This is a genomic window from Thermococcus sp., from assembly GCF_027066465.1.
Taxonomy (GTDB): Archaea; Methanobacteriota_B; Thermococci; order Thermococcales; family Thermococcaceae; genus Thermococcus.
This window is the reverse complement of the sequence record NZ_JAMONU010000127.1, coordinates 1-9,159: the sequence shown is the minus strand read 5'-3', so window position 1 is coordinate 9,159 and position 9,159 is coordinate 1. Positions and strand designations below refer to the sequence as shown.

At 55.4% G+C, this 9,159-nt stretch carries 12 protein-coding genes; 8 read left to right on the top strand and 4 right to left on the bottom strand.

Annotated elements, in window-relative coordinates; all coding sequences use genetic code 11:
• The coding region (locus MVK46_RS05870; RefSeq protein WP_297535708.1) for a glycosyltransferase at positions 1–604 on the bottom strand (604 nt) is incomplete at its 3' end.
• On the bottom strand, positions 605–1,726 hold the full coding sequence (locus MVK46_RS05865; RefSeq protein WP_297535707.1) for a glycosyltransferase family 4 protein: 1,122 nt from the start codon (positions 1,724–1,726) through the stop codon (positions 605–607).
• A gap of 74 nt (positions 1,727–1,800) precedes the next feature.
• Here MVK46_RS05865 and MVK46_RS05860 point away from each other — a divergent pair, with 74 nt between their 5' ends.
• Entirely contained in the window at positions 1,801–2,961 is a 1,161-nt protein-coding gene (locus tag MVK46_RS05860) for a site-2 protease family protein (RefSeq protein WP_297535706.1), read from the top strand.
• Here MVK46_RS05860 and MVK46_RS05855 read toward each other — a convergent pair.
• On the bottom strand, positions 2,958–3,707 hold the full coding sequence (locus MVK46_RS05855) for a hypothetical protein (protein ID WP_297535705.1): 750 nt from the start codon (positions 3,705–3,707) through the stop codon (positions 2,958–2,960). The two genes, MVK46_RS05860 and MVK46_RS05855, sit on opposite strands and share 4 nt — an antisense overlap.
• 59 nt (positions 3,708–3,766) lie before the next feature.
• Here MVK46_RS05855 and MVK46_RS05850 point away from each other — a divergent pair, with 59 nt between their 5' ends.
• The 7 genes from MVK46_RS05850 (at position 3,767) to MVK46_RS05820 (ending at position 7,437) form a co-directional block, all read left to right on the top strand.
• Complete coding sequence (locus tag MVK46_RS05850) at positions 3,767–4,741, top strand: TIGR00269 family protein (protein ID WP_297535704.1); 975 nt, start codon at positions 3,767–3,769, stop codon at positions 4,739–4,741.
• A gap of 28 nt (positions 4,742–4,769) precedes the next feature.
• Positions 4,770–4,964, top strand: coding sequence for a TIGR04140 family protein (locus MVK46_RS05845; protein ID WP_297535703.1), 195 nt, complete (start codon positions 4,770–4,772; stop codon positions 4,962–4,964).
• 63 nt (positions 4,965–5,027) lie between these two features.
• Positions 5,028–5,594: a hypothetical protein gene (locus MVK46_RS05840; protein WP_297535702.1), complete on the top strand. Its 567-nt coding sequence runs from the start codon at positions 5,028–5,030 to the stop codon at positions 5,592–5,594.
• Position 5,595: 1 nt separating this feature from the next.
• Entirely contained in the window at positions 5,596–5,892 is a 297-nt protein-coding gene (locus MVK46_RS05835; RefSeq protein WP_297535701.1) for a transcriptional regulator, read from the top strand.
• On the top strand, positions 5,885–6,514 hold the full coding sequence (locus MVK46_RS05830; RefSeq protein ID WP_297535700.1) for a CPBP family intramembrane glutamic endopeptidase: 630 nt from the start codon (positions 5,885–5,887) through the stop codon (positions 6,512–6,514). Before MVK46_RS05835 ends, MVK46_RS05830 begins: the two co-directional genes overlap by 8 nt.
• Positions 6,515–6,545: 31 nt before the next feature.
• Positions 6,546–7,136, top strand: coding sequence for a hypothetical protein (locus tag MVK46_RS05825; RefSeq protein WP_297535699.1), 591 nt, complete (start codon positions 6,546–6,548; stop codon positions 7,134–7,136).
• A gap of 4 nt (positions 7,137–7,140) precedes the next feature.
• Positions 7,141–7,437, top strand: coding sequence for a transcriptional regulator (locus tag MVK46_RS05820; protein WP_297535698.1), 297 nt, complete (start codon positions 7,141–7,143; stop codon positions 7,435–7,437).
• Here the strand turns inward: MVK46_RS05820 and MVK46_RS05815 are convergent.
• A partial coding sequence (locus MVK46_RS05815) for a DUF460 domain-containing protein (RefSeq protein WP_297535697.1) occupies positions 7,424–9,159 on the bottom strand: 1,736 nt, incomplete at its 5' end. The genes MVK46_RS05820 and MVK46_RS05815 overlap by 14 nt on opposite strands.

Here is a 9,159-nt window from a genome sequence, read left to right as displayed (position 1 = left end):
CGTTGGGATTGTCCCACTGCCTGAACAGTTCAACGAGGAGGGCGTGCCTCTTGTGGTAGTCCATCCTCGAGATGTAGCCCACCATGAACTTTCCCCTCTCTCTGAACTTTCCAGCGTGGGGCGGTTCGAGGAGAAAGCGCTCGTCTATCGGCTGGTGAACAACGATTATTTTATCCTCGGGGATTCCCGCGAAGCGAACCAAGTCAACCTTTGTCAGGTGAGAGACGGCATAAATCACATCGCATTTCCTCGCCGAGAACAGACCGAGTCGGATGAAGAAGCGCTCGAAGAGGCCTTTTAATCCTTTCCTCGGGTGCTTTAAGGGGATTAAATCGTGTACCGTGACCCATTTTTCCGCCTTCGGCTTGAAGAACGGGAGAGTTATGGCTTCTATAACGCCGACGGCGTGGTAGGCGTCGCATTTCGAACGGACGAGCCAGAGGGGAACCTTGAAGAACTGCCAGATGAAGTACGAAAACCTCTCGCCGGGCGACAGCTCGACCTCGTGCCTCTCACGCTCGAGGGTCCTGATTAAGTTCCTTGTGTAGACCGCTATTCCCCCAGCTCTGGTGCTCAAGCGCCGGACTATCAGGCAGACCTTCATTCAACCACCCCTGTAAACGACGAGAAGCCTCTCAACAATCTCCCCCCAGTCGTAGCGCTCGGCATTCCTCTTCGCGATTCTCCCCAGCCGTGCAGAGTTCTCGTGGGCGAGCATCAGCGCCCGGGCGAAGGATTCCTCCTCCAGAGGAACCACGAAGCCCATTTTGCCGTCCTCAACGAGGTGCATCGAGGCGTTCATCGGGTGCTCAACGGTGACCACGGGAAGGCCAGAGGCCATCGCCTCGAGGACGACCATGCCGAAGCCCTCCCTCCGCGAGGGGAACGCAAAGACCCTCGACGCTTTCATGAGGGCGATGACGTCCCCATAATCCTTCAAAAAGCCCGTGAATGTGACGTTGTTGCCGATTCCCAGTTCTTGCGCGAGGCGTTCGAGCCGCTCTCTTTCCGGGCCGTCGCCGGCTATGACTGCCTCAAAGTCGGGAAACTCCTCCTTAAGCAGGGCAAGTGCACGGAGGAGGAAGTCAACACCCTTCTCGGGGATTAACCTGCCAACGAAGAGAAAGTCCGATTCCAGTTGTGAAGGACTCACAGAGCGAATCAAGTTAAAGTCTATGCCGTTGGGAACGAGGTAGACCGGCTTTCTGAGGCCGGCGTTTAAGAGGTCGAGCATCGTCTTCTGGGAGACCGAGATATGCCTCTTAAATGAAAACAAACCCTTCTCAACTTCCCTGCCTGCAAAGCCGATGGAACCGAGGTATTCGAACCAGTAATCACCCCAGAACTCGTGCCAAGTTATGAAAACGTTCTCCACGTTGAGAAGTCTGAGGGAATATGCCGGGAGGTATGGGCTTGCCTGGCAGTCAACAACGTCGAAGCGCTCATCCCTGAGCCGGGAAACAAGGGAGAGTGAGTGAAGCAACGGCGGAAGGATTGAACGTCTCGAACCGGAGTAGAGGGAGTTTCTTTTGACCTTAACCGTTCCATGATAGTGGATTCCCTCACGCTCGATTTCATCTTCTCCCTCCCAGAGCCGGTATCCGTAGACGTGAACCTCGTGAGCCTTCGCTAGTCTTACCGCAAGCTCGTAAATTCTCTTCTCGACACCTCCCTTGACCCACGGATAAACCACGTCGTATACGAAGGCTATCCTCAGAGCTTCCATCACGCAAAGTTGTCCGCTAACGTTTATAAGGTAATCCCAAGAAGGTTAGGGCAGTGAAAGAAGGGTGTTGAACCATGGTCAGCACGTTGGTAGCAGTGATAGCAGGAATCGTTGCGTTCTGGGTTGTTCTCTACGCCCTCTTCGGAAAGAAAGAGATCGACCCGGTAACGGGGGAACCCATTGAGAAGGAAGAGGGACTCAGCGTTGACTTCTTCATTGCCATGTGGAGAACCAAGAGATTGCTCGGCTTCATAGACAGGCTCTCCAGGATAAACGTCCGGTTCTGGAAGGTTTACGCTGACATTGGGATAGCCCTTGGATTCATAGGCATGGGCTACGTCTTCTACGCCCTGTTCAAGACGGCCATGAAGACCATCCAGACGGGTGGAAAGGAGAGCGGAGTCCAGCTCGTTATTCCGGGGCTCACGATACCCCTGTGGTACGGACTCGTGGGTTTGGCCGTTGTTATGATTGTCCACGAGCTGAGCCATGGCGTCGTTGCAAGAGCCGAAAAGCTCCCCCTCAAATCCGTTGGCCTCGTCCTTCTGGCGGTCATCCCCGGAGCGTTCGTTGAACCCGACGAGGAGGAGCTGAAGAAGGCCTCTCTGAAGTCACGGCTCCGTGTTTACGGTGCCGGCTCGCTCGCGAACATAGTAACGGCCATAATAACCGCCCTCTTAGTCACTTACGCGGTTACACCGCTCCTCGTTCCCAGCGGGATTCTTGTTTCAGACGTCGTCCCGAACAGCCCGGCCTACGGGGTCCTCCACAAGGGAGACGTGATAGTTGCGATAAACGGACAGCCGATAAACACAATGGAGCAGTTCATAGCCTACATGAACAAGACCAGACCCGGAGAGAAGGTTACGCTGACCGTTATCAGAGACGGGGAGAAGATGAACCTTCAGCTGACCCTGGGGAAGTATCCGGGGAAGCCCGAGAAGGGATACATTGGAATATACCCCGCACAGCACGTGACCTCGAAGATAGGCTACGACTGGCTGATACTCCCCCTGTTCTTCTCGCTCTACTGGATATACGTTCTCAACCTCGGAATAGGACTCATGAACCTGTTCCCGCTGGTTCCCCTGGACGGCGGGAGGATGCTCGATGACGTGATAAAGGAGTTCCTGCCGGAGAACGTCGCGAAGCCCGTCAGATACTTAACCATCGGCGTTGGACTCTTCCTGCTGGCCCTCAACATATGGCCCGCCCTCATGAACCTGGCGGGTTAGTCCCATATCTCCGGCTTTATCCTTATCTTCCCCCTTGAGAAGCGGAACTCCGCGATGCCGGGTTTAAAGTCCGGCAGGAGGGATTTTCTCACGAGCATCCTCTCAACCCCCGGCACCTCCGTCGGGAGGAACTCCACTATGTGCTCGGAGTACTGGGACACCCACGAGAGGAACCTCCTCGAGACCCTATCCCTGTTGAGCAGGAAGATGTTGACGGGTCTCGCCCCGCTCTGGGTTCTGGCCGCAGCATCTTTGAGGGCTATGTTCTTTTGGAGGATTTTGATGCCAAGCTCCTCACCAAAAATTGCCGTAAAGCCATCGAGCGTCACCGTCAGGCCAACCCTCTTCTCCTCCCCCTCGACGAGTCTGGAGTAGAGGGAGACTATCTTGGGCAGAAACGTGCTCCCATCTATGTTTCCTAAGGTGTGAACGAAGGGTTCCCGCGGGGGGATTCCATTAACGGAACCGAAAACGTCTATTATCGCGAGTCTGCCGGATTTCCCCATACCCTCAAGGTCAAAGTTTATCGCCGACGCGTACCTGCAGAGTAGAGTATACGGCAGGGAGTAGTCGGTTATGACTCCGAACCAGCCCGAGTCCAAGAAGTTTCTGAACATCTCAACGCCAAGGGTCCAGCCAAAGGAGCGCATGTCGTAAACCATAAGAAAGAGACTGTCCTCGAGTATGCCCCCTCCGAGCATCGAATCGAGGGGAGCAATCCCAGTCTTTATAACCTCGTACCTCATCTTCAAAACCGGTTGATGATGCCATCACGTTTTTAAAAGTCTTTTCGTTATGAACCCCCATGCACAGATGCTCTAAATGCGGCCGTCCAGCGGTCTACCACGCGCGCTACACAGGTCGCTACTACTGCCACAAGCACTTCAACGAGATGGTAGAGAAGAAGTTCAAGGAGACAGTCAAGAAGTACCACCTAATTGAGAAGGGCGAGCGAATAGCTGTCGGGGTCAGCGGAGGAAAGGACAGCGTTGTCCTCATGCACCTCCTGGCCAAACTCCGAGAGAAGTTTCCGTTTGAACTCGTTGCGGTAACCATAGACGAGGGCATAGCCGGTTACCGACCGAAAAGCGTTGAGGTAGCCAAGAGGAACGCGAAGAAGCTCGGAATAGAGCATCGCGTTTATTCCTTTAAGGAATACATCGGCTTCACCCTCGACGAGACAGTTGAGATAATGGGGAGCTTCGAGAAAAAGGAAAGGGTTGGTGCCTGCTCCTACTGCGGCGTCTGGAGGCGCTGGCTCCTCAACTACGCGGCCAAGGACGTCGGTGCCGACAAGTTGGCCGTCGGCCACAACCTCGACGACGAGGTGCAGATGTTCATAATGAACATTCTGAGGGGCGACATAGCGAGGCTGGGGAGAACCGGCCCCTACTACGAGGAAATCCACCCCGAGCTCGTCCCGAGGATAAAACCCCTCCGCGAGATTCCCGAGAAGGAGATTGTCCTCTACGCGGTTCTGAACAACATTGAAGTTGACCTGAGCGAGTGCCCCTACGCGGTCGAGGCCTTCCGTGCCGAAATCCGCGACTGGCTCAACGAGATGGAGGAGAGGCACCCGGGAACGAAGTATCAAATCCTTAGGAGCTACGACAAGCTCTTCCCTCTGATAGCGAAGACCTACACGAAGAGGACGAGCGAGCTGAACCGCTGCAAGATATGCGGCCAGCCGACGACGGGCGAGATATGCAAGGCCTGCCAGTTCCGCCTTCAGGTCGAGAGGAAAGCTAAGGAGAAGGGGCTGACGTTCAGGGTTGAGTGAACTAAATTACTACCACTGGGTGTTCCCCGTGATTATCGAGACGGCAGTTCCCTTTGAGGAGCTTGAGGAGATAAGGAGAAATAGCGGGGCGGGGATTAAATTAACCCTTCTCGGAACCATCGAGAGGAACGGGATAACTCTCAACCGGGTTCTCCTGAAAGGCCCTCCTGAGGAAATCGAGCGCTTCATGGAAAAGCTCCGCCTGGCGAGGGCCGGCGGTTAGTTTGGGGCGCAAACTTCCGGGCGGGTATTTAAGGAGTTCAGAGGACTTTTTCTCGGTGGGAGTATGGAGGAGATAAGCGAAGCCCTCAGGGCAGTTGAGCGGGAGCTGAACCTTGCGAGGAAGGCGTATAGAGCGAGTATCTTTCTCTACTGGGCGTGGGTTATGCCCGGGGTTTACCTCTTCGCACAAATCCTGACAAAGCACGCGGGAATTAATGAAGGAATTACTCAGTGGCTTTCGCTGGTTGCAGGAATAGGTTTCATCGTTGAAGAGAGAAAGGCCTTTAGAAAGGTGGTTCAGCTCAGAAAGGTTCTTGGAAGGGTTGAAAAAACACCCAAAGGATACATCCTCGCCCAGGTTATCGTGTGGCCGGTATCAGCTCTGATTGCCAGCCTGTACACCAAAAACGACGGTCTATGGATGCTGGTCTTCATAGGACTCGGTTTACTCCTCCTTACGGGCGTTGAGTTCATTTTCACTGGAGAAAGGGACTGGAAGACCGCTCTGGCAGGGCTGATAATACTCCCCTCAACAACTCTCTGCACGGGCTTTGGCTACGCTGTTGTGGTGATTGCCTTCGCATTCTCGCTGACTGCTTACCTCAACCTGAAGGAGGCCATGAGGGAGTGATATGCTCGAAAAGCTCGCGAGGCTCTCGAAGTCACCGCTCGGCAATCCAACGAGGTTAGCGATAGCCCTCTACCTGCTGTCGAGGGAGAGGACAACGTTCTCAACCCTGAGAAAAGCCCTGAACCTCACCCCGGGAAACCTTGAGTCCCACCTGAAGGCCCTGGAAGAGGCAGGAATCGTCAGAACTTACTACGGATTCGGCAAAAGGCCGAGAAAGTTCGTTGAGATAACCGATGAGGGTGTGAAGGAGCTTGGAGAGGCTCTTAAAATCCTTAGGGAGGTGGTTGGAGATGATTGAGTTCCTCAAGGCGCTCCTCATGTGGCTTGCGGTATTTATTCCGACCATGGCCATCGGCTCATCTGTATCAAGGGGAAACCCCAGGAAGGCGGCCCTCCTGATTCAGGTTTCCATACTCCTACTCTCGCTTTCACTCATCTGGGTCGTGAACGGACCGAAAAGCTCAGGGCTTTTTCTCAACCTGAGCTACCTGCCGCAGGCATTGCTGGTTGGCTTCACGGTTTCCCTTGCACTGAACGTCATCGGCTCAAGAAACGAGGACGCCAATGAGCTGGAGTTCCTTCCCGGAGGCTGGAGAAGGTATCTCCTCGTTCTCATTCTGGCGCCGTTGAGCGAGGAGCTCCTCCACAGGGGACTGGTGGAGGGCTACCTTCTAAGCTACGGCCACTTCTGGAGCGCGGTTCTCTTTGCGGCTCTCCTGTTTGCCCTGCCCCACTGGAGGGCCTTCGAGGGAAACGTTTTGGAGAGGGTTTCGATTGTTGGCGGAGCCTTCCTCCTCGGAACGCTGGCAGGTTACCTCTTCGCCCTCGGCGGAATAGTCCCGGCTTTCACCCTGCACTCCTCGGCCAACCTCGCGGGACTAGTTTTTCTGAAGCTCAGAGAAAGGGGACGGTATAAATAGCATCGAAGCGTATCCCAAACCGGTGAGGGGGATGGAGGATGTTAAGGAGCTGAAGAGCGTCCTTGAGAGGGTTGAGAGCAAGCTGATAGCGGCTGGAAATATATACGGGGCGCTAACATTCTCCGCATGGTTGACGGTGATGACTGGCTACTACGTTCTCTCAGGACTGCTCGGTAACGGCTACGTGGAGTCGCTTGTTTACTGGGTCATCGGGGCCGTCATCGTAAGCTACGCAACCAAAAAGGTCTGGGACAGATACATCGCGGTGCTGGTTTCAGAGACGGGGAGGGAGAGGAGAATCGGGCTTGAGATTCTGGCTTCGTGGATTATCGGAGGTCTAATCGGCTGGGTAATAATCCCATGCCTCGGAATTACCACGACCCCCGAGGAAACCGTCGCGGTTTCACTCCTCAGCTTTCTGGGGATTTCCCTCGCCGGCCAGACGCTCGTAACTGGAGACAAGGAGGAGATACCTTCCTTCCTCGTGCCGCTCCTTGGACTACCGCTCGTCCCGGTAGCTGGAAATCAGGCGACCCTCTGGGCGGGGTTTGTTGTTGCATTCGGGTTCAGCCTCACGATAGCCCTCTACCTTCTCTCGGCGTTCAAGGCCATAGAACGGTGATATGATGGAGCCGCTGAGGGAACTCACGAGGAACCACGTCCTCGGAAACCCGATAAGGTTGGGAATCATGCTCTACCTCCTGCCCAGGGAGAGGGTTCTCTTCAAGGAGCTTTTGGATGTTCTGGAAGTAACCCCCGGAAACCTCGACTCCCACTTAAAAGCGCTTGAAAAAGCGGGCTACGTAAAGCTCTACAAGGTCTTCGCCGACAGGCCGAGAACTGCGGTGAGGATAACCGAGAGGGGAGCGAGAGAAACGGGAAGGTATTTGAGAACGCTGAAGGAAGTCCTCAACTCCCTCTAAGCTCTTCCTCGGCCTTTCTCCTAAGCTCTTTTATGCGCTCAATCCTGTACTCCTCGACCAGCTTGAGGAACCTCTCGGCTTCCCTCTCCCTGTCCTCCTCTGCCCAGCGCTCCAGTAACTCATCTATGGCCCTTTCGAGGGTTTCGCGCTCAACGACCGCGAACTCATCAACGCGCTTAACGTCGAGTTCTTCGCTCGTGAAGAAGGGCACGTGGGCCTCGCGGAGAACCTCCCTCACCGGCCCGGGAAGGGGCTTCTCGGTTATCAAAGCTTTAATCCCCTTCTCGACAAGTTCCTCAGCGATTGCCTTTCCAGCCCCGGCCGGATTGATTACGAAGAGAACGTCGCCCCTCCTCAGTCCGACCTCGCGCTCAATCCTCTCAAGCTCGCGCCAGCTGAGGACCCTCAGCACTTTCAGCGGAACCGCGCTGCCTCGAACTTCGACCACGTTCATCCTCTTGACCTTGACCAAATCCCTGCTGAGGCGCTCTATCAGTGCCTTTGCCTCCCTTAGCTGTTTCTCAAGAGCCTCTATGCGCTTTACCTTCGCCTCAAGCTCCCTCTCACGGAGAACCTTTCTCCTGACCTCCTCGTCGTAGTCCGCTATTCTGCGCTCAAGCCTCTCGATGGTTCTCCTCTGCTCACGAATAATGCCCCTCAGCTCCTCGTTCTCCCTCTCAATGAGCGCTATCCTCTCCTCAAGCTCGCGGATTTTCCTCACGTAGGGTCTAACATCAACGCTCGCCTGCTCCTCGGGTTCTTCCTCCTCCCTCGGCCTCTCGCGCCTGATAACCTTCTGCATGGCCTCGCCGAGGTTGTAGCCCTGAATCACTAAGGCCTTCACTTCGTCGGCCCTCTTGCTCAACCCCGCCTCACGGAGCTTCGCCTCGACGTGCTCGAGCTTGGGCTTTAGGCGAAGGTAAGCCTTGTAGGCGGCGGCCAAGGCGTCTCGCTGGTGGTCGTCGTCAACCTTGATGCCGAGGCTCCTCAACAGCTCGTTCTTCTCCTCAACCCTTAAGCTCTCCCTCGGAACGAAGAGCTGGGCCTTGAAGGAGCGGGCTATCTTCTCGACGAAGCCCGGGGCCGGGGAAACATCGGTCGCCACAATGACGGGGTGTCCTATCTCGCTTATGAACCTGAAGACCTCGCCGACCGGCATGTTCCTCTCGCTGTAAAGCGCCACCACGTTGCCGCTAAGGTCTATGACCGCTATTCCAACCGTTATGCCCGGGTCAATGCCAACGATGACGCTCTTCCTTTCCCTCACGGCCTCCTCACCCTTAAGTGGGGCGAAGCCGAGCTCTGCCCTCTCAACCGGATAAATCCTGACCTCGACGTCGCCGCCACGCATCGGCCTTACCAGTCCGGCCAGCTCCTCCCTGCTCGCGTAGATTCTGAACTCGCCCCTCGCCAGGCCGTAGTCCTTCTCCTCGGTCTCGAGGTCAAATGGTATGTCAGCCCTCTTCAGCCTGTCCTCGATTTCCCTCACCTTGTCGCGGACGAGGTTGTGAACGCGCTTTCTATACCTGTCTTGGCTCCAGCCACCTTTCCCGTGGCTTCTGCCCCTGGTTACCTTGACTATGACCTCGTCCTCGAAGGCCAAAACCTCGTAGCCGACTCCCTTGCTCGCGAGTAGAGCTGAGAGTTTAGCTTCTTCGTAGGGGTCGAACCTGTCGGTCGTTCTTATGCCGTGTTCCTTCGCAAGGCTCTGAAGGCTTCTCC

What these genes read in the sequence shown, in the direction of transcription:
- MVK46_RS05855 (WP_297535705.1), bottom strand. Translation starts at nt 3,707, where the DNA reads ATGAGGTACGAGGTTATAAAGACTGGGATTGCTCCCCTCGATTCGATG.
- MVK46_RS05850 (WP_297535704.1), top strand. Translation starts at nt 3,767, where the DNA reads ATGCACAGATGCTCTAAATGCGGCCGTCCAGCGGTCTACCACGCGCGC.
- MVK46_RS05820 (WP_297535698.1), top strand. Translation starts at nt 7,141, where the DNA reads ATGGAGCCGCTGAGGGAACTCACGAGGAACCACGTCCTCGGAAACCCG.
- MVK46_RS05835 (WP_297535701.1), top strand. Translation starts at nt 5,596, where the DNA reads ATGCTCGAAAAGCTCGCGAGGCTCTCGAAGTCACCGCTCGGCAATCCA.
- MVK46_RS05830 (WP_297535700.1), top strand. Translation starts at nt 5,885, where the DNA reads ATGATTGAGTTCCTCAAGGCGCTCCTCATGTGGCTTGCGGTATTTATT.
- MVK46_RS05825 (WP_297535699.1), top strand. Translation starts at nt 6,546, where the DNA reads ATGGAGGATGTTAAGGAGCTGAAGAGCGTCCTTGAGAGGGTTGAGAGC.
- MVK46_RS05865 (WP_297535707.1), bottom strand. Translation starts at nt 1,726, where the DNA reads ATGGAAGCTCTGAGGATAGCCTTCGTATACGACGTGGTTTATCCGTGG.
- MVK46_RS05840 (WP_297535702.1), top strand. Translation starts at nt 5,028, where the DNA reads ATGGAGGAGATAAGCGAAGCCCTCAGGGCAGTTGAGCGGGAGCTGAAC.
- MVK46_RS05860 (WP_297535706.1), top strand. Translation starts at nt 1,801, where the DNA reads ATGGTCAGCACGTTGGTAGCAGTGATAGCAGGAATCGTTGCGTTCTGG.